The organism is Ruegeria sp. K5 (genome assembly GCF_056531805.1).
In genome coordinates, this window is sequence record NZ_JBQFML010000001.1 from 521,539 (window position 1) to 540,629 (window position 19,091).

16 protein-coding genes are annotated in these 19,091 nt (G+C 60.7%); 3 read left to right on the top strand and 13 right to left on the bottom strand.

Annotation, left to right across the window (positions count from 1 at the left end):
- The first annotated feature begins 167 nt into the window (after positions 1-167).
- Positions 168-1,235 carry a PA0069 family radical SAM protein gene (locus tag ACR0MO_RS02685; RefSeq protein WP_480889569.1) on the top strand — a complete coding sequence of 356 codons (1,068 nt, stop codon included), beginning with the start codon at positions 168-170 and terminating at the stop codon, positions 1,233-1,235.
- 281 nt (positions 1,236-1,516) lie between these two features.
- Here ACR0MO_RS02685 and gltA read toward each other — a convergent pair whose 3' ends face one another.
- Together gltA and gltX are read right to left on the bottom strand one after the other, a co-directional pair.
- On the bottom strand, positions 1,517-2,812 hold the full coding sequence (gene gltA / locus ACR0MO_RS02690; RefSeq protein WP_170450352.1) for a citrate synthase: 1,296 nt from the start codon (positions 2,810-2,812) through the stop codon (positions 1,517-1,519).
- A 122-nt stretch (positions 2,813-2,934) separates the two neighbouring features.
- Complete coding sequence (gene gltX, locus ACR0MO_RS02695) at positions 2,935-4,335, bottom strand: glutamate--tRNA ligase (protein WP_170450354.1); 1,401 nt, start codon at positions 4,333-4,335, stop codon at positions 2,935-2,937.
- Between the two features lie 78 nt (positions 4,336-4,413).
- Between gltX and ACR0MO_RS02700 the strand changes: the two genes are divergently transcribed.
- Complete coding sequence (locus tag ACR0MO_RS02700; RefSeq protein WP_480889572.1) at positions 4,414-6,465, top strand: ComEC/Rec2 family competence protein; 2,052 nt, start codon at positions 4,414-4,416, stop codon at positions 6,463-6,465.
- On the opposite strand, the gene lexA is transcribed toward ACR0MO_RS02700, so the two are convergent.
- The 6 genes from lexA to ACR0MO_RS02730 all read right to left on the bottom strand — a co-directional run bounded on the left by lexA (position 6,459) and on the right by ACR0MO_RS02730 (position 11,284).
- Positions 6,459-7,157 carry a transcriptional repressor LexA gene (lexA, locus tag ACR0MO_RS02705; RefSeq protein ID WP_170450359.1) on the bottom strand — a complete coding sequence of 233 codons (699 nt, stop codon included), beginning with the start codon at positions 7,155-7,157 and terminating at the stop codon, positions 6,459-6,461. The two genes, ACR0MO_RS02700 and lexA, sit on opposite strands and share 7 nt — an antisense overlap.
- Positions 7,158-7,235: 78 nt before the next feature.
- Positions 7,236-8,408 carry a molybdopterin molybdotransferase MoeA gene (locus tag ACR0MO_RS02710; protein WP_170518831.1) on the bottom strand — a complete coding sequence of 391 codons (1,173 nt, stop codon included), beginning with the start codon at positions 8,406-8,408 and terminating at the stop codon, positions 7,236-7,238.
- The gene (gene moaC, locus ACR0MO_RS02715) at positions 8,405-8,878 is read right to left on the bottom strand and encodes a cyclic pyranopterin monophosphate synthase MoaC (protein WP_170518828.1); all 474 of its coding nucleotides are present in this window, start codon (positions 8,876-8,878) and stop codon (positions 8,405-8,407) included. Before moaC ends, ACR0MO_RS02710 begins: the two co-directional genes overlap by 4 nt.
- On the bottom strand, positions 8,878-9,690 hold the full coding sequence (gene trpC / locus ACR0MO_RS02720) for an indole-3-glycerol phosphate synthase TrpC (protein ID WP_170518825.1): 813 nt from the start codon (positions 9,688-9,690) through the stop codon (positions 8,878-8,880). Before trpC ends, moaC begins: the two co-directional genes overlap by 1 nt.
- On the bottom strand, positions 9,687-10,706 hold the full coding sequence (gene trpD, locus ACR0MO_RS02725; protein WP_170450367.1) for an anthranilate phosphoribosyltransferase: 1,020 nt from the start codon (positions 10,704-10,706) through the stop codon (positions 9,687-9,689). Before trpD ends, trpC begins: the two co-directional genes overlap by 4 nt.
- Positions 10,703-11,284, bottom strand: coding sequence for an aminodeoxychorismate/anthranilate synthase component II (locus ACR0MO_RS02730; RefSeq protein WP_170450369.1), 582 nt, complete (start codon positions 11,282-11,284; stop codon positions 10,703-10,705). Before ACR0MO_RS02730 ends, trpD begins: the two co-directional genes overlap by 4 nt.
- Positions 11,285-11,480: 196 nt before the next feature.
- Here ACR0MO_RS02730 and ACR0MO_RS02735 point away from each other — a divergent pair, with 196 nt between their 5' ends.
- Entirely contained in the window at positions 11,481-12,914 is a 1,434-nt protein-coding gene (locus ACR0MO_RS02735; RefSeq protein WP_170450371.1) for a polysaccharide deacteylase family 2 protein, read from the top strand.
- A gap of 42 nt (positions 12,915-12,956) precedes the next feature.
- Here the strand turns inward: ACR0MO_RS02735 and trpE are convergent, their stop codons facing one another.
- The 5 genes from trpE to fabI all read right to left on the bottom strand — a co-directional run bounded on the left by trpE (position 12,957) and on the right by fabI (position 18,960).
- Positions 12,957-14,465, bottom strand: a complete 1,509-nt coding sequence (gene trpE, locus ACR0MO_RS02740) for an anthranilate synthase component I (protein WP_480889578.1) — start codon at positions 14,463-14,465, stop codon at positions 12,957-12,959.
- A gap of 11 nt (positions 14,466-14,476) precedes the next feature.
- The gene (locus ACR0MO_RS02745; RefSeq protein WP_480889581.1) at positions 14,477-16,318 is read right to left on the bottom strand and encodes a peptidyl-prolyl cis-trans isomerase; all 1,842 of its coding nucleotides are present in this window, start codon (positions 16,316-16,318) and stop codon (positions 14,477-14,479) included.
- Between the two features lie 81 nt (positions 16,319-16,399).
- Positions 16,400-17,575: an aminotransferase gene (locus ACR0MO_RS02750; RefSeq protein ID WP_480889584.1), complete on the bottom strand. Its 1,176-nt coding sequence runs from the start codon at positions 17,573-17,575 to the stop codon at positions 16,400-16,402.
- 64 nt (positions 17,576-17,639) lie between these two features.
- Positions 17,640-18,149: a xanthine phosphoribosyltransferase gene (gene gpt, locus ACR0MO_RS02755; RefSeq protein ID WP_170450379.1), complete on the bottom strand. Its 510-nt coding sequence runs from the start codon at positions 18,147-18,149 to the stop codon at positions 17,640-17,642.
- A gap of 4 nt (positions 18,150-18,153) precedes the next feature.
- On the bottom strand, positions 18,154-18,960 hold the full coding sequence (fabI, locus tag ACR0MO_RS02760; RefSeq protein WP_170450381.1) for an enoyl-ACP reductase FabI: 807 nt from the start codon (positions 18,958-18,960) through the stop codon (positions 18,154-18,156).
- Between the last annotated feature and the right edge of the window lie 131 nt (positions 18,961-19,091).

Consider the following 19,091-nt stretch of genomic DNA (forward strand, 5'->3'; position numbering starts at 1 on the left):
ATAGAAATTCGCAATCTGCGACTGAATTCTTCGCAAGATCATTCTGCATATGGTTCAGGTCGTTAGGCGAAATCCCTTGGATTCTGTTTTTTGGCCGGAAAGCCGCGTGGCACTTGCCGTAGCGGCGGTCTTTGGTTACTTTGCCAATAGGAACAAAGAGCGAACAAGTGGCCGATCATTTCACAATCCGGGGGCGGGGAACCGCATCAAACGACGCTGGTCGGTTTGAACGCTATGCCACTGTCGCAACCGATGATGGCTGGTCGGCGGACGAAGACCTGCCACCCCTGCGTACCGAGGTTCGGGATGAGGTCGCGCGGAGTGTGATCACCTATAACCGCTCTCCGGATTTGCCCTTTGATCGATCGATTAACCCATATCGCGGGTGCGAACATGGTTGCGTGTACTGTTTTGCCAGACCCAGCCACGCTTATTTGGGTCTGTCCGCAGGGCTGGACTTTGAAACGCGTTTGGTTGCCCGTCCGAACGCGGCGGATGTTCTGCGCAAAGAACTGTCGTCGCGGTCCTACCGCGTGGCGACTATCGCTTTGGGGACCAACACAGACCCCTACCAGCCCATAGAGAAAACCCGTTTGATAACAAGGGAATGCTTGCAGGTTTTGCAGGATTTCAACCACCCGGTTGCCATTGTCACCAAAGGCGCACTGATCGAGCGGGATCTGGATATTCTGGCCCCAATGGCCGAGTTGGGACTGGCGCGGGTCGGTATATCGCTGACGACGCTGGATGGGGATTTGTCGCGTCGGATGGAACCTCGGGCCCCGTCACCAAACCGACGGTTGCAGATGATCCGCAGATTGACGCAAGCCGGGGTGCCGGTGCGCGTGATGACATCTCCGCTGGTTCCGGGGCTGACCGATCACGAATTGGAACAGTTGCTGGAGGCAGGCCGGGACGCCGGTGCAGACACCGCAAGTTGGATCATGCTGCGCTTGCCCAGAGAGGTCTCGGGACTATGGCAAGAATGGCTGACCCAGCATGAACCCGCGCGCGCGGGTAAGGTGATGTCCCGCCTGCGCGACATGCACGGAGGTCGGGATTACGATCCCCGTTGGGGTCACAGAATGCGGGGCGAGGGGGAGTATGCGCAGGTCATTGCGCAGCGTTTTACGAAAACCTGCAAGCGCCTTGGGCTGGCAATCAAATCCGACGCTCTGCGCTGCGATCTGTTCTCGACCCCGCCGCAGGCCGGGGACCAGCTGAGCCTGTTTTGAGATGGACCGGGCATAGTCATTTCTGGGCCAAAAGGCTGCTGGCGCCATCTTATCAGGCCTCTTGTGGACCAATTGGCTGGGTCGCTGGTTCACTTGCGGCAAGGATCAAAGCCCTGACCGAAACCCGCAAACAGAGGCATTGGTCAAGAAAAAGAGCATTGGCGACGCTAGAAGAATTCGAAGCGGCGGCACGACGAGGTTTACCGTTGCCGGCCGGATCCACATTTGACCGCTCAAAAAAAACCCCGCAAATCGCGGGGTCTTTCTTGTGTCATGCCGCCTTAGCGGTTTTCGATATCCACGTAGTCGCGGTTGGTCTCGCCCAGATACAACTGACGCGGACGGCCGATCTTGTTCTGTGGATCGGCAATCATCTCTTTCCACTGGCTGACCCAGCCAACGGTGCGTGACAGGGCAAAAATAGGGGTGAACATCGAGGTGGGGAAGCCCATCGCCTCGAGGATGATGCCCGAATAGAAGTCCACGTTCGGGAACAGTTTCTTCTCGGCGAAATACGGATCTTCCAGCGCCTCACGCTCAAGTTCCTTGGCGACCTGCAGCTTCGGATTGTCTTCGATGCCCAGTAGATCCAGCACTTCGTCAGCCGACTGCTTCATCACCTTGGCGCGCGGGTCGAAGTTCTTGTAGACGCGGTGGCCAAAGCCCATCAGGCGGAACGGGTCGTTCTTGTCCTTGGCGCGGGCGATGTATTCAGGGATACGGTCAACGGTGCCGATCTCTTCCAGCATCTCTAGACAGGCTTGGTTCGCACCGCCATGGGCCGGACCCCACAGGCAGGCGATGCCGGCGGCGATACAGGCAAACGGGTTTGCACCGGACGACGACGCCAGACGCACGGTCGAGGTCGAGGCGTTCTGTTCGTGATCCGCGTGCAGGGTAAAGATGCGGTCCATTGCACGGCTGAGGATCGGGTTCACCTCATACTCTTCGGCTGGAACGCTGAAGCACATGCGCAGGAAGTTCGACGCATAGTCCAGATCATTGCGCGGATAAACGAAAGGCTGACCGGTGTGGTACTTGAAGGCCCAGGCCGCGATGGTGGGCATCTTGGCGATCAGACGGTGCGAGGCGACCTCGCGCTGATGCGGGTCCGAGATGTCGGTCGAATCGTGATAGAAGGCCGACATCGCGCCAACCACGCCCACCATGATCGCCATCGGGTGCGCGTCCCGGCGGAAGCCGCGATAGAAATACTGCATCTGCTCGTGCAGCATGGTGTGACGGGTGATCGTGGTCTCGAAGGTTTCAAGATCCTTGGCGCTCGGCAACTCTCCGTACAGCAGCAGATAGCACACTTCCAGGAAGTGGGATTTCTCGGCCAGTTGATCGATCGGATAGCCCCGGTGCAGCAGCTCGCCCTTTTCGCCATCGATATAGGTGATGGTGCTGTCGCAGCTTGCGGTCGAGGTAAAGCCGGGGTCATAGGTGAACACACCCGCCTGACCGTACAGTTTGCGGATATCGACAACGTCAGGCCCAGCGGTCGGCGAGTGAACCGGCAACTCATACTCTTTTCCATGCACGGTCAGAGTGGCTGTTTTGTTGCTATCAGTCATGGTTGTCCCTTCTTCATTCGTGCGCAGGCCAGATCGTTGCCGAAACCTGCGGGCAATGACCGCGCGCAAGCGCGCAGTCCGGGTGTTAGCGGAGCAGCGTTACCCGTTTATGAAGCTTGGGTTTATTTCGCTGCCTCAGAAAGCCGCGCCAGGGTTTCATCGCGTCCCAGCACAAGCATCATGTCAAAAACCGAAGGTGTGACGGCCCGACCAGCCAATACAGCCCTAAGCGGGCCTGCCAGCTTGCCGAACTTGACCTCCCTTGCTTCGGCAAAGGAATTCAACGTCTCTTCCAGCTCGTTCCGGGACCAGCTAGCATTTTGCAACTGCGGCGTCAATTCATTCAGTATACCATCGGATACTGATGCCAACGCTTTTGCGGCTTTCTCATCCGGGGCAATCGGACGCTCGGTCAGTACAAAATGCGCTTTTTCAAGCAGTTCCGGGAAAGTGCGCGCGCGATCCTTGAGGCAATACATCGCACGTTCCAGATCACCCGATTGTGTCTGTGTGAGAGCGGGCAGCTCTGCTGCCGCGAGGTAATCTTCAATTTCTTGCCGCAGCGCAGCATCATCCGAGATTGCGATGTGCTGACCGCACAGGTTTTCCAGCTTTTTCAAGTCGAAACGCGCCGGGCTTTTGCCGATTCCATCCAGATCGAACCACTCTTTCGCCTGTGCGTCGGTGAAGAATTCATCGTCACCGTGGCTCCAACCCAGACGTGCCAGATAGTTGCGCATACCGGCGGCGGGATAGCCCATCGCCTGATATTCCTGCGCGCCCAAAGCGCCGTGGCGTTTGGACAGTTTCTTGCCGTCAGGCCCGTGAATCAGCGGAATGTGCGCCCAGACTGGAACGTCCCAGCCCATCGCCTCGTAGATCATCATCTGGCGGGCGGCGTTGTTCAGGTGATCGTCGCCGCGGATCACATGGGTGACGCCCATATCGTGGTCATCAACCACAACCGCCAGCATATAAACCGGTGTCCCGTCCGAGCGCAGAAGGATCATATCGTCTAGCTGATCGTTGCGGATGGTCACATCGCCCTGAACCTGATCCCGGATCACGGTCGCGCCGTCCTGCGGCGCCTTGATGCGGATCACAAAAGGCGCATCGGGGTGGGTTTCAGGGGGCGCATCGCGCCAGGGGCTGCGGAACAGGGTCGATTTCCCCTCGGCCCGTGCCTGTTCGCGGAATGCGGCGATTTCATCCTGAGACGAGAAACACTTATAAGCCTTGCCCTCAGCCAATAGCTGATGCGCAACCTCGGCGTGTCGTGCGGCCCCTTCGAACTGAGAAATCACGTCGCCGTCGTGATCCAGCCCAAGCCACTCCATGCCTTGTAGAATCGCCGCGGTGGCCTCGGGGGTCGACCGCTCGCGGTCCGTGTCTTCGATTCGCAGCAGGAACTTGCCGCCGCGCCCGCGCGCATAAAGCCAGTTGAACAGCGCTGTGCGTGCACCGCCGATGTGCAGAAAACCGGTGGGTGAGGGTGCAAAACGGGTGACGACCTGATCGGACATTATTTTGATTAACCTTTTGGTAACCGCGACGGGCATAGTGTGGCGCTTGTCTAACGAGCCCGAAGGACGGGGGCAACCATGCGTGTTCTTGCACGGGCCCAGGCGGCGCTGCTGAACCAGACGGGGTTCCTGTTTCCATGGTCTCCGGTATGTCTGGCGCTTGGGATTGGCCTCTATTTCGGATTGCGGTTCGAACCGGGCTGGCCGATCTATCTGGGCTTTGCGACCACCGGTTTGGTGCTGATCGGCCTGTGCCGCTTTTTACCGGCCGGATGGGGATCGTTGGCAATCGGGGGGGCGCTGGTTGCTGTCGGCTTTCTGCTGGCAGGTGCCCGCGCCCATATGGTGGCGGAACCGGTTTTGTCATGGCGGTATTACGGCCCCATCGAGGGGAGGGTCGTCGCCATGGACCGGTCTGCCTCGGATGCGCTGCGACTGACGCTGGATCAGGTGCGGGTAGGGGACGTGCCGCATGATCGGCGACCGCAGCGCATCCGTCTTTCCGTACATTCTCAGATCGATCCCATTGCGCCGGGGCAGCGGATCATGACCACCGCCCATTTGTCGCCGCCGCAAGGCCCGGTCGAGCCCGGCGGTTTCGATTTCCGCCGCCACGCCTGGTTTCAACGCCTTGGCGCGGTTGGATACACCCGCGTTCCGGTCATGACCATTGCCCCGCCGCAGGACGCGATGGACGGGGTTCGGATTACCGCGATCCGCATGAAGATTTCCGAGCGGGTGCGTGAGATCTTGCCGGGTGAGGTTGGCGGCTTTGCCGCCGCCGTCACCACCGGAGACCGCAGCGGTATGGGGCAAGCGGCGCTTGGGGCGTTACGGGCCTCGAATCTCGCGCATCTACTTGCGATCTCGGGCTTGCATATGGGGCTGTTGACCGGGTTTGTCTTTGTGGCCTGCCGGATCGGGCTGTCCGCGATCCCGGCCTTGGCCCTGCGCGTTCCGGTTCGCAAACTGGCTGCGGGATGTGCGCTGGTCGCTGCGGTGATCTACCTGATGCTCTCGGGCGGTAACGTGGCGACCGAACGTGCCTTTGTCATGGTCACCGTCATGTTGGGGGCGGTTCTGATCGACCGCCGTGCCATCTCGTTGCGGGCGGTGGCCGTGGCGGCGTTGATCGTGCTGGCCTTGCGCCCCGAAACCCTGCTGAGCCCCGGTTTTCAGATGTCATTTGCGGCAACCACGGCCCTTGTGGCCGTCTTTGGCGCATTGCGCGACTTCGGCCCGATGCCCGGCCCCAAATGGGTGCAGCCGATAGCCGGCGTTCTCATGTCATCTGCAATCGCCGGTCTTGCCACTGCGCCAATCGGCGCGGCACATTTCAACACCATGTCGCATTATGGCCTGCTGGCGAACCTTCTGTCGGTTCCGGTGATGGGGTCGGTTGTGGTGCCCTTTGCCGTGGTTGCGGCCTTGTTGGCCCCGTTTGGGTTGGAGGCGATTGCCATTCAGATCATGGGCATTGGCCTGCGATGGATCTTGATGATAGCGGACTGGGTCTCGAGCCTTGAGGGCGCGCAGGGTTACGTTGTCAGCCCGCCCTGGTTTATGCTGCCGGTGATGGCCCTGGGCGCGCTTTGGATTGCCCTGTGGCAGGGCCGGGCGCGGTGGATCGGCCTTGCCCCCGTTGCCCTTGCCTTTTTGTTCTGGACGTCTGGCCATCGCCCCGAGGTGCTGATCGCCGAGTCCGGTGGATTGGTGGGCGTCATAACCGAACAGGGCAGGGCGCTGAGCAAAGAAAAAGGCAGCGGTTTTGTTGCGACTGTCTGGTTAGAGAATGACGGGGACGGGCAGGATCAGGGGCACGCCGCCGGTCGTTGGCCGGGGCAGTCCGGCCTTATCCAGCGGATTGCCTTGCAGGACAAAGAGGTCATCCATGTCACCGGCAAAAGGGCCGCGCAGGAATTCACCGAATGTCATGAGAATCAGATCGTTGTTTCAGCCATAAATCTGGACATGGACGGAGATTGCAGCGTTTTTGACCCCGAACGGCTGTATGAGACCGGTAGCCTCTCCATCACTGATGGAAAGCTGATCACCAGCGCCGATCTGACAGGGCATCGTTTATGGTCCCCGAAACCTTCCGGGGACCGGCGCCAGAAGCGGGATCAGTAGGTGCGGATCAACCCGACCAGACGACCCTGAACCTTGATTTTGTCTTCGGGCAGCACCCGCGTTTCATAAGCCGGGTTTGCGGCCTCAAGCGCGATGGCCTGACCGCGGCGGAAGAAACGCTTCAAGGTGGCCTCCTGATCCTCGACCAGAGCAACAACGATGTCGCCATTATCGGCGGTCGATGTCTCGCGGATCACAACGACGTCGCCATCATTGATCCCGGCATCGATCATCGAGTCACCCTTTACCTCAAGCGCGTAATGCGAGCCCTGACCCGAAACCATGGGGCCGGGCACGGCCACACGATGCGAGACGTGGCTGATCGCCTCAATCGGCACACCAGCGGCGATCCGGCCCATAACGGGCAGTTCCATAGCGTCCACCGCAACAGGTTCAAAGTTTGCCGGGCGTTGGCCTTCAGGCTTGTCACCATCGATCACGCGCGGGCTGAACCCCGCCGTGGGTTGTCCGCCAAGGCTTTCAGGCAGTTTCACAATCTCGATCGCGCGGGCACGGTGGGCCAGACGGCGGATAAATCCACGCTCTTCCAATGCCGTGATCAACCGATGAATGCCGGATTTCGAACGCAGGTCCAGCGCGGCCTTCATTTCGTCAAAGCTGGGCGGAACACCGTCCGCCTGCACGCGTTTGTGGATGAATTCCAGCAAATCCAATTGCTTCTTGGTCAGCATCGCTCACACCTCGTCGCTCATGCGTTTTCTTTTGTTCTACGCATGTTCACGTTTTGTGTCAACGAATTTGACGATGTTCTATATCGGCAGGTAGCGCACCGTTGCCCCCGCAGGCAGCGCGGGATCGTCGGGCGGGCGCACCAATAAGGCGTTGGCCTGTGCCAGAACGCTCAGCAGGGAACTGTCCTGATCAGCACAGGCGCGGATGCCGTTTTCGTCAAGGATTGCGCGCATATAGTGCTCGCGCGGGCCATTCTCCGACAGCGGCTCGACTAAAGTGGCGGTCCTGAATGGTGTCACAACCGTATCCAGACCCAACATGCGCCGCACCATCGGGGCCAGGAACAAATAGCCGCAAACCATTGCGCTGACGGGATTTCCGGGCAGACCGACCATGGCCGCATCGCCCATCCGTCCGGCCATCAGGGGTTTTCCGGGCCGCATTCGGATCTTGTAGAACGACCGTTCCATCCCCAGCGCCTCGGACACGTCAGACACCAGATCATAGTCGCCGACCGACGCGCCGCCGATTGTCACCACCAGATCCGCGCCCTCGGCCAGACCAAAGGCGGTTTCAAGCGACGATACCGTGTCCTGCGCGATGGGCAGGACGCGGACATGTGCGCCAAGCCCCCCCAGCAGGGCTTTCAGGCCGAACGTATTCGAGGCGATGATCTGGTCAGGGCCGGGCGTTTCGCCGGGCATGACCAACTCATCCCCGGTCGAAATCAGCGCGATCTGAGGTTTCCGCGTGACCGGCACCTTTGCGATGTTCATGGAGGCCATCAGGGCGGCATCTTCGGGGCGGATCAGACGCGGGGCGGTGATTTTGGTGCCCTTGGCGAAATCCACCCCGGCGGGCCGGATGTTGGTTTTGGGGCCGGGGGCGTCGGTGATGGTGATCAAATCACCCCGGCGCTCCACATCTTCCTGAATAACAATGAAATCAGCACCTTCCGGCACCGGCGCGCCGGTGAAAATGCGCACGGCCTGACCCGGCCCTACACGTCCATCGAAGCGATTGCCCGCAGCGGATTCCCCTACAACCTTGAACATGGCATGCAGTTCAACCTCAGCCGCTTTGACCGCGTATCCATCCATGGAAGAGGCCGCAAAGGGTGGCTGATCGCGCGTCGCTGCGACGTCTTCAGCCAGGACCCGACCTGCGGATTGGGCCAGTGGCACGTGCTCGACCAGCAGCGGAGCAACCAGATCGAACAGCAGGGCGCGGGCGTCTTCAACCGTGATCATTGCGCTTCGTAACGCCCTGATTTTCCACCATCTTTCAGCAGAACCCGAATACCGCCGATCTCCATCGCCTTGTCCACGGCTTTGGTCATGTCATAAACCGTCAGCGCGGCGGTCGAGACGGCCGTCAGCGCCTCCATCTCAACCCCGGTCTGGCCTGAGGTCTTTACGGTGGCTTCGATCTGAACACCCGGCAGATCAGGGTCCAGCGTCAGCTCCACGGCAACCTTGGTCACCGGCAGAGGGTGGCAAAGGGGGATCAATTCAGGCGTTTTCTTGGCCCCCATGATCCCGGCCAGTCGCGCAACGCCCAGAACATCGCCCTTCTTGGCGCGACCTTCTGAAATTAAATCAAAGGTTTCCGGCGCCATCTTGATGTACCCGGATGCGACAGCTACGCGGTCCGTCACCTCTTTTTCCGAGACATCGACCATATGGGCCTGACCTTGCGCATCGAAATGGGTGAGCGGCATCACATCACTCCGGGGATCAGCGGGTTTGACAGGATGTGCCGGGTCGCGGCGGTCACGTCGTCCTGACGCATCAGGCTTTCGCCGATCAGGAAACACCGCGCGCCGTAACGGGCGATATCGGCCAAATCCTCGGGCGCGCCCAGACCGCTTTCGCAGACGATCGTCCGGTCTCCCGGAACCAGCTTCGACAAACGTCGGGTCGTATCAAGAGTGGTCTCGAACGTCTTGAGATTACGGTTGTTTATCCCGATCAGGGGGCTTTTCAACTGCGTTGCACGCTCCAACTCAGCCTCGTCATGAACCTCGATCAGAACGTCCATGCCCCAGTCAAAAGCGGTTTGTTCCAGTTCAGCGGCCTGAGCGTCCTCGACCGAGGCCATGATGATCAGGATACAATCTGCCCCCAATGCGCGCGCTTCGACGACCTGATAGGGGTCATACATGAAATCCTTGCGCAGGGCGGGCAGGTTGGTGGCGGTACGGGCTGCGGTCAGATATTCCTTGGTGCCCTGAAAGCTTGGTGTGTCCGTCAGCACCGACAAACAGGCCGCGCCACCATCTTCATAGGCTTTCGCCAGAACCGGTGGATCAAAATCCGGACGGATCAAGCCTTTGGAAGGGCTGGCCTTTTTGACCTCGGCAATCAGTCCATACCCGGTGCGGGACGCATCGTGCAGCGCTGCAGCAAAGCCGCGAACTTCGGGCGCTTCGCGCGCCTCGCTTTCCAGTTCGTCCAGCGATTTTTGCGCCTTGTCCGCTGCGATCTCTTCCAGCTTGTAGGCTTTGATTTTGTCCAGAACAGTCTCGGTCATGCGGCTTCCTGTGTGATCCGCGCCAGGGCGGTTATTTTCTCTTTTGCTTTGCCACTGTCGATGCTTTCGGCAGCCTTTTCAACGCCTTCGCGCAGGTCCGAGGCCGCCTCGGCCACGACCAGAGCGGCTGCCGAATTCAGGAGAACGGCGTCGCGATAGGCCGACGGCGCGCCCTCCAGCAAGGCGCGAAAAGCGGTGGCGTTTTCCTCGGGCGTGCCGCCGATGATGTCCTCGAACGGGTGCACAGGCAGGCCCGCGTCTTCCGGGTGCAGTTCAACCTCTTTGACGGTATCGTCTTCCAACGCGGCAACCCAGCTGACGCCGGTAATGGTCAACTCATCGGTGCCGTCCGAGCCATGGACCAGCCATGCACGGTCGGAACCCAACAGACCCAGCGTCTCTGCCATCGGTCGGATCAATTCGCGCGAGAACGCGCCGGTCAACTGGCGCTTGACGCCCGCCGGGTTGGTCAGCGGCCCGAGAATGTTGAAGATCGTGCGCGTCCCAAGCTCTTGCCGCGAGGGCATGACATGGGCAATGGCCGGGTGGTGCATTGGGGCCATCATGAAGCAGATACCGGCCTCATTCAGCGCCTTTTCAACCACTTGTGGGCCAACCATCACGTTGATTCCCATCTGGCCCAACGCATCCGCCGCGCCGGATTTGGAACTGAGATTCCGGTTGCCGTGCTTGGCCACGGTGACACCGGCCCCCGCCACGACAAAGGCCGTCGCGGTCGAGATGTTCAGGGTTCCCTTGCCGTCACCGCCGGTGCCCACGATGTCCATTGCACCCGCAGGTGCGGTCACGGCGTTGCACTTGGCGCGCATCACAGCGGCGGCGGCGGCGTATTCGTCCACGGTTTCGCCCCGCGTGCGCATCGCCATCAGTAGCCCGCCAATCTGGCTGGGGGTGGCTTCGCCGTCGAACAGAATGCCAAAGGCCTGTTCCGCCTCGGCACGGGTCAAAGGCCGATCAGCCGACGCGCCGATCAGTGGTTTCAATGCGTCGCTCATGCGGGGACTTTCAGTTCTTGCAGGAAGTTCTTGAGCAGGGCGTGGCCATGCTCGGATGCGATGGATTCCGGGTGGAACTGGACGCCGTGAATGGGCAGTTCCTTGTGTTGCAGCCCCATTATGGTGCCGTCTTCCAGTTCCGCCGTGATCTCAAGGCAGTCCGGCAGCGTCTCACGCTCGACGATCAGGGAATGGTAGCGGGTCGCTTCAAAGGGTGAGGGCAGTCCGGCAAAGACGCCTTTGCCGGTATGTTTCATCGTGCCCATCTTGCCGTGCACGATCTCATGGCAGCGCACGACCCTACCGCCAAAGACCTGTCCGATAGTCTGATGGCCCAGACACACACCCATAAGGGGTGTCTTTGTCTCGGCAGCGGCTTCGGTCAGCGCCAGGCAAATCCCGGCCTGATCCGGGTCGCAGGGGCCGGGGCTGAGCAGGATGCCGGCGGGGTTCATCGCCATGGCTTCCTGCACATCCAGCGCATCGTTGCGGCGAATGACCATTTCGGCCCCAAGTTCGCCCAGATAATGCACCAGGTTGTAGGTAAACGAGTCGTAGTTGTCGATCAGCAGCAGCATTTGGGCACTTATCTTCGCTTGGGCATTTCAGGCTGGCGATGCAGCCCCCGGCCACGGTATAATGTCGGGACATACATGCTCAGGCTTGTGCGGCAGCGTCAAGAGGACATCCCGTTCCCGGCGCGTCATCAGGCCAAGCGTCGCAGCAGACGGCGTCGGGATGGGCAAAGCAGTAAACAGGCGAAAGGCACTGGTCATGGGCGGATTTATCGGGGGAATGGTCGCGGGCGCGGTCGTTGTTTTGATTCTGGGCACGGTACTGTCGTTGCAGGCGCCGTTGGCTCAGCGAACCGCGGTCACGACCGAAGCGCCGCAACCCGAAGACGTGGCGACATCCGAGGCCCCGGAAGGTGTGGCCGAGACCGGATCGGATGCGGATCTGGTCGAAGTGCCCCCCGCTGCGCCAAATGTTGCCGAGTACCAAGAAGAGGACGCAGCCGATCTGTCAGGTCTTGAGGCCGAGGCAGATGCCCAACCTGTGATCACGGATCCGGCGCAACAGGCCGAACAGCCTGATCCTGCGGTGTCCGAGGACGTCGCGGTGCTGACGGATCCGCCCGCCGCGCCACAACTGCCGGGGGCAGCGCCGCAGGCCCCTCAGGACGATAGCCAACCGCTGGTGATCGATGAGACACCCGCGCCGCCTGCAAACGAAGATGTGGCTGGACTGGAACCCCAGCCAGAACCGGCGCAATTGCCGGGCACGTCCAACGAGGACACCGAAGAGAACCCGTTTGAAAACAGCCCGATTGCCGTTGAAGGCGATGAGGATGTTTTGCCCCGGACCTTGCCGCGTCTTGCAGCGCTGCCTCAGATCGGGGGGGAGGGTGAGACCAGCACCAGCTCAATCATTGGTAAACGCGTTGTTCCCCTGACTGAACGGGACGATCCGCCAGCGACGGATACACCAAGCACGGACGCGGCAGGTACGGATGGATCGATTGCCATCGCGGTCGGAAAGCCCATCGAGGCGTACGCCGCGTCGTTCGATAACCCCGAGGCCAAACCGCTGATGTCGATCATTCTGATCGATGACGAGGACGCATTTGGAGCCGAGGCGCTGCAGGATTTTCCCTATCCGATCAGCTTCGCCGTCAGCCCGTCCGACCCGAATGCAGCCGAGAAGATGGCCCGCCACCGAGCCGCCGGGTTCGAGGTGATGGCCTTGGTTGATCTGCATGAGGCGGCCAGCGCACAGGATGCCGAGGTTTCGATGGCCGTGTGGCTTGAAGCGCTGCCGGAAACCGTGGGTATTCTGGAAGGGGTCGATACCGGCATTCAGGGCAATCGCAAACTGGCCGATCAGGTGGCCGAGATTGCGGGCGTGACGGGTCGGGGGCTGATCACGCAGGATAACGGGCTAAACACAGTCCAGAAGATCGCGGCCCGCAACGGTGTGCCGTCGGGCGTGGTGTTCCGCGATATCGACGGGGCACGTCAGGACCCCAAGATCATGCGCCGGTTCCTGGACCAGGCCGTGTTCCGCGCCGGACAGGAAGGCACGGTTGTGATGCTGGGTCGTGTGCGGCCCGAGACGATCTCGGCCCTGCTGCTTTGGGGATTGGAAGATCGCGGCAATCGGGTTGCGATGGCCCCGATCTCGGCCGTCATGATGCGCGAAGTGCAGTAAGATAAAGAAAGGCGGCTGATCCGGGATCGCCGCCTTTTCTTATTAGTTGCCGTTGCCGGTGAACCGGGCAGCATCTGCCGCTGCCCGTCGGATCGCATTCGATTTGTGGACGGTCTCCATATATTCCGCCTCAGGGTCGCTGTCGTAAACAACGCCGCCACCGGCCTGAATATAAAGCTTCTGATCCTTCACGATGGCCGTTCGCAGAGCGATGCACATGTCCATGTCGCCACCCGCGCTGAAATAGCCGACACCGCCGCCATAGACGCCGCGCTTTTCCGGCTCCAGCTCGTCGATGATCTCCATCGCGCGGACCTTGGGCGCGCCCGAGACGGTCCCCGCAGGCATCCCGGCAAAGAAGGCATCCAGCGCGTCTTTGTCCTCGGCCAGTTCGCCAACCACGTTCGAGACGATGTGCATCACGTGGCTGTAGCGTTCGATGATGAACTCTTCGGTTGGACGTACGGTGCCGATCTTGGCAACGCGGCCTGTATCGTTGCGGCCCAGATCCAGCAGCATCAGATGCTCTGCCAGTTCTTTCTTGTCAGCCAGCAGATCGACCTCGTTTGCCTTGTCTTCTTCGGGCGTCGCGCCGCGTGGGCGGGTGCCTGCGATGGGGCGAATGGTGACTTCGTCGCCGAAGACGCGCACCAGAATCTCCGGGCTTGCGCCCACGACCTGAAAGCCGCCGAAGTTGAAGTAAAACATGAACGGCGACGGGTTGGTGCGGCGCAGCGAGCGATAGAGCGCAAAGGGCGGTTGCGGGAAATCCTGCGTCCAGCGCTGCGCCGGAACGACCTGAAAAATGTCACCCGCGCGGATATATTCCTTCGCCTTTTCAACCGCTTCCATGTAGCCGGATTTGGTGAAATTCGACACGGGCGGCGCAACCTCGGACGCGTCCCCCAGATCGCGGGTCTCGGCAGGCATGGCGCGTTCCAGATCGCGGACCGCGTCCATCACTCGCTCAGCCGCTTGCGCATAGGCGGCCTTGGCGGATTGCCCCTCGCTGACCCAGGCAGGCGAGACAACGGTGACCTCGCCCTTCACACCGTCCAGCACCGCGATGACCGACGGGCGCAGCATGATCGCGTCCGGCAGACCCAGCGGGTCGGGGTTCACGTCTGGCAGATACTCGACCAGACGCACCATGTCATAACCCAGATAGCCGAACAGCCCGGCGGCGGCCTGCGGCAGATCGTCGGGCAGTGCGATACGGCTTTCGGCCAGCAACGCGCGCAGGTTGTCCATCGGGTTGCCGTCCTGAGGCGTAAACGCCTCGGCATCGAATCGCGCCGAGCGGTTCAGTTCAGACACTTCACCCTGGCAGCGCCAGATCAGATCCGGCTTCATCCCGATGATCGAATAGCGCCCGCGCACCTCTCCGCCAGTGACGGATTCCAGCATGAACGCATCTTTCTGCGCGCCGGTCAGTTTCAGCATCAGCGAGACTGGCGTGTCCAGATCAGCGGCGAGACGTGTGTAGACGACCTGATTTTCACCCGCCTCATAGGCGCGGGCGAAACTGTCGAAATCGGGGGTCAGTGCCATCTTGGTCTCGTTTAATAGCTTGCCTGCACGGCGTTCAGGGCTTGCTGATCGACCACAGGGCGGGCCCGTGTTTGCGCATCGCGCACATAGGCGTCAAAGATATTCTGGGCCAGTGCCTGATCCAGTTGAGCGGTCAGTGCTTCCTGCACCTGACGCAGTTCGTCGGTCTCGGCTGGCGGCAGAATCTCATCCAGACGCACGATCATGGCCGCTTCGTTACCGCTGATCACGCGCAACTCGCCGGGTTCCATTTCGAACACTTCGGCCATGAAACTGGGCGGCACATCGTCCAGAAACGCGGTGCGGGTCAGGGCGTTTTCGACGCGGAACGGCAAGCCGGTTGCAGTGAAATCGCCGTCGGTTGCCAATTCCACCAGGACCGAGGCTGCCTGATCCAGCAGTGCCTTGTTGGTTTCTGCAGCAGTCCAAGCAGCGGCGACGCGATCACGCGCGCTGTCCAGCGGTTCAGGGCGCGGCGGCAGTTCTTCATCCAATCGCAGGGCAAAGATCGAGCCGTCCTCAAGAAAGCCGATCTCGGGGAAGTCGCCTTCACGCACGGCTTCGGCGGCGGTGCGGAACCCGTCATAGGCGGCAACGCTTTCGTCGCTGTCGCCGGTCCAATCGATCTGGCCCAGTTCCATCTCGGTCTCGGCAACCAGTTCTTCCAGTGTCGCACCACCGGCCAGCATGTCGTTGATGTCTTCCGACTGCGCCTCAATCAAACGGCGGGCGCGGTCCGAGGCGATTTCTTCCCGCAGGGCCGGTTCGGCGTCTTCAAACGGAGTGTTGTTTGCGGCCAGCGATCCGTTGATGCGGAACAGGGCAGGGCCGAAGACCGACGGCAACGGACCGACGACCGCGTCCAGTTCGGCGGCAAACACCGCATCGGCGGCTTCGCCCAGATCATCGCGTGTGACGTCGCCCAGATCGATATCGCTCAGCTCCAACTCGCGGTCGCGAACCAGTTGTTCGAAAGTCGTACCGCCGACTTCGAGCTGGGCCTTGGCATCATTTGCGGCTTCTTCGCTGGGGAAGTTCAGACGCTCGACCAGACGGCGTTCGGGTTGCTGGAACTCGTCCGCGCGCTGATCGTAAAGACGGCGCAGCGTGTCCTCGTCAACCTCGACCGTGTCCACCAGCATCTCGGGCGACAGGATGGCATAGGTCAGGCTTTTGGTACGAGGCAGGGTGAACTGATCCGTGTTCTCATCGTAGTAAGACTGAACCTGATCTTCGCTCGGCTCGGCGACCGGAGTGGTCAGCGCGTCAACGCCAAGCGTGGCCACGGTAAAGCTGCGGCGCGCGCCGATATAGTCGACCATGGTTTCGGTCAGCGTTGTGGGCATCTTCACGCCACCAGTCACAGCGGCCTGAATGATCGTGCGCGAGGACTCCTTGCGCAGATCGTCTTCGAACTCGGTATCGGTCATGCCGATCTGTTCCAGTTGGAACCGATAGGCTTCGCGGTCAAACGTGCCGTTCACGCCCTGAAAGGCCGGGATCGACACGATCTCTTCCTGCAGGTTTTCATCCCCGATCGAGATACCAAGCTGAGCGACCTCGTTGTCCAAAGCGGCCAGCGCAGTCAGGCGCGACAGGGCCAGTTGGTCCAACCCAAATTCACGGGCCTGAGACATTTGCAGCGGCTGACCGGTCTGCGCCTCGACGGCGCGGATTTCGCGCTGTAGTTCGCGCACATAAGCCTCGACCGAGACGCTTTCGTCGCCCACTTGCGCCACGGTCCGCACCGTACCGCTGAGATTGGTTGCGCCAAAGCCTGCGAGACCTACGAACAGAAGGCCCATCAGTATCCAGACAAAGGTTTTTGAAAGACTGTTCTTGCCTGCAGCCATAATGCCCTCTTGGTGTTTTTGGCAGGTCTCTGCCCTGTTGGTCGGGGCCCTGAATACGACGCGTGCCGCCGGGGGGCAAGCTTAGAAGGAAAGCGTCTGCAAACGATCGAACAACCGGCCGATTCCGGCCCGGTCCAGATTGGCAAAAGCCACACGGACCTGCCGTTCCCCGGCAGGGTCGCCTGCGGGCATGAACATGGTGCCCGGCAACAGCAGAATACCTGCTTCGGGGACCAGACGACGGGCCAATTCATCCGAGGGCATGTCGAACGGATGTTCGAGATAGGCGAAATAAGCGCCCAGCCCCAAAAGCCGCCAGCCTTTTGCCGTCAGTGCCTGCATCCCCTCAGCGATGGCAGCGCGGCGGTCGAGGATTTCGTCGCGCTCACCTGCCAGCCACTGGTTCAGGTTCTGCATCCCCCATAGGGCCGCAAACTGGCCGATCTGGCCGGGGCATATCGCAACGGTGTCCAGAAATTTCTCGATCTCGGCCAGCAAGGCCGCGCTGGTCGCAATGGCGCCGACCCTGTGCCCGGTCAGGCGGTAGGCTTTCGAGAAGGAATAGAGATGCACCAGCGTCTCGTCCCAGCCGGTCTGTTGGAACAACTCATGCGGTGGGCCACTGCGGCTGTCGAAATCGCGATAGGTTTCGTCGACCAGAAGATAGATGCCTGCTTCGCGCGCCAGATCATAGAAGGCGCGGACCAGATCAGCCGGGTACTCGACCCCGCCGGGATTGTTGGGCGTGACCAGGGAAATCGCGCGCGTCTTGTCGGTGATCAGGGCGCGGGCCTGATCCGGGTCGGGCAGCAGATCATCACCGGTTGGCAGATCGATAGCTTGCACGCCTGCCATGTCCAGCCACATTTTGTGGTTGAAATACCAGGGGGTTGGCAGGATCACCTCATCCCCCTGATCGGTGATGGCCGAGATGACGGCTGAGAAGGCCTGATTGCAGCCCGAGGTGATCGCAACCTGTTCCGGCATCACAGTGGCGTCGTAATGATCTCCGATCTGGTTGGCCAGTTCGGTGCGCAGATCGTCATTGCCCAAAACGGGTCCGTAGAGATGCGCGCTGTCCTGCTGCACCGTGAAGTCGGCCATGGCCTGCCGCAGGGCCAGCGGCGGAGGATCCACCGGCGCGGCCTGGCTGACATTGATCAGAGGGTGATCATCGGGAAATGTGACGCCGTCCAGCCAACGCCGCGCCTCCATCACCGGGGGTGGGAAGGTGGCGCTGGTGCGGGTCTGGGTCATGGCGTGCCGATCTTTTGCGAGGCTCTGCCTCGCGCTCCGAGGTATTTTTAAACAGAAGAAGGGATCAGTCGGTGCCGCGATAGGGCTCGACATATTGCAGGGCCATATCCCACGGGAAGAAAATCCAGGTGTCCTGGCTGACCTCGGTGATGAACGTGTCCACCATTGGGCGGCCTTTGGGCTTGGCGTAAACGGTGGCGAAATGCGCCTTGGGATACATGGCGCGTACCAGTTCCAAGGTTTTGCCGCTGTCGACCAGATCGTCGATGATCAGAACACCTTCGCCATCTCCCATAAGCGCCGCATCTGGGGCTTTCAGAACTTCGGCCTCGCCCTGTTCCTGATGGTGGTACGAGCGGACGCTGATTGTATCGACGGTGCGAATATCAAGCTCGCGGCTGACGATCATTGCCGGGGCCATGCCGCCACGGGTGATCGCAACAACCGCGCGCCATGCGCCGTCATCGGGGCCTTGCCCGTCCAGCCGCCACGCCAAAGCGCGCGAATCGCGGTGGATCTGATCCCAGCTGATGTGAAATCCCTTTTCGTGGGGCAGGCGGTCCTTGGCGCTCATGTCTTTAGCCTTTCTCGACGTCCGGGGCATCGACGGCCTTCATGCCGACAATGTGATAACCCGAATCCACGTGCAGGTTTTCCCCGGTCACACCGCCGGACAGGTTCGACAGCAGATACAGCGCCGAATTGCCCACATCGTCGATGGTCACGTTGCGGCGCAGGGGCGAGTTATACTCGTTCCACTTCATGATATAGCGGAAGTCGCCGATGCCGCTGGCGGCCAGCGTCTTGATCGGACCGGCCGAGATCGAGTTCACGCGGATGCCGTCCTTGCCCAGATCTTCGGCCAGGTATTTGACCGATGCCTCAAGCGCCGCTTTGGCCACGCCCATCACGTTATAGTGTGGCATCACCTGTTCTGCGCCGTAATAGGTCAGCGTGATCGCGCTGCCGCCTTCGGACATCATCTTTTCGGCCCGTTGCATCACAGCGGTAAAGGAATAAACCGACACATCCATGGTCAGTTTGAAATTCGCCCGGCTGGTGTCGACATAGCGACCGCGCAATTCGTTCTTGTCGGAAAATCCGATGGCATGAACGACGAAATCCAGCTTGCCCCATTTTTCTTCCAGCGCGGTGAACAGCGCATCGATCGATGCTTCGTCACTTACGTCGCAGGGCAGGACAACCTCGCTTCCCAACTGAGCCGCCAATGGATCGACGCGCTTTTTCAGAGCATCGCCCTGATAGGAAAAGGCCAGCTCGGCCCCGGCGTCGGACAAGGCGCGGGCGATTCCCCATGCGATTGATTTGTCATTGGCCAGTCCCATGATGAGGCCGCGTTTTCCGGCCATCAACTGATTTGACATGTTTGGTTCTCCGCCTGTCTTCGCGATGTGTTGCGTTGGTTTATGCCATTGGGTGCGCTGCATCAAGGCCGTGCACCCTTGCCCGCAGCAGGTTCTCGCCTTAGGTTCGGGGACAATACTTTCCAGGGGAT